Origin of the sequence: Phytoactinopolyspora endophytica (assembly GCF_004138495.1) — a bacterium.
Classification (GTDB): Bacteria; Actinomycetota; Actinomycetes; order Jiangellales; family Jiangellaceae; genus Phytoactinopolyspora; species Phytoactinopolyspora endophytica.
In genome coordinates, this window is record NZ_ML142862.1 from 46,039 (window position 1) to 46,318 (window position 280).

Annotated in this window: 1 protein-coding gene; it reads right to left on the reverse strand. The window is 65.4% G+C overall.

Annotation, left to right across the window (positions count from 1 at the left end):
- A partial coding sequence (locus ELR45_RS35690) for an extracellular solute-binding protein (protein ID WP_165368041.1) occupies nt 1–280 on the reverse strand: 280 nt, incomplete at both ends.

Here is a 280-nt window from a genome sequence, read left to right on the forward strand (position 1 = left end):
TCGTGGACTCGTAGTGGAAGATGTCCGGCGCCGTTCCACCCTCGAACGCGGTCAGCAGCTGGTCGTTGACGTTGTTCCAGTCCCCTTGCAGGAGGTTCACCTGCACGTTCGGGTTCTCTTCGTTCCATGCGTCGACGATCGCCTCGTTGGCCTCCATCGAGGCGGTCTGCCAGGCGAGGGTCTGGAACTCCAGGCTGATCGGCTCGTCCGGCTCCTCCGGCTCGGCCGCGCCTTCCTGCCCGTCCGCGCCGTTCGACTCGGTCGAGCTGTCCGAATCGTC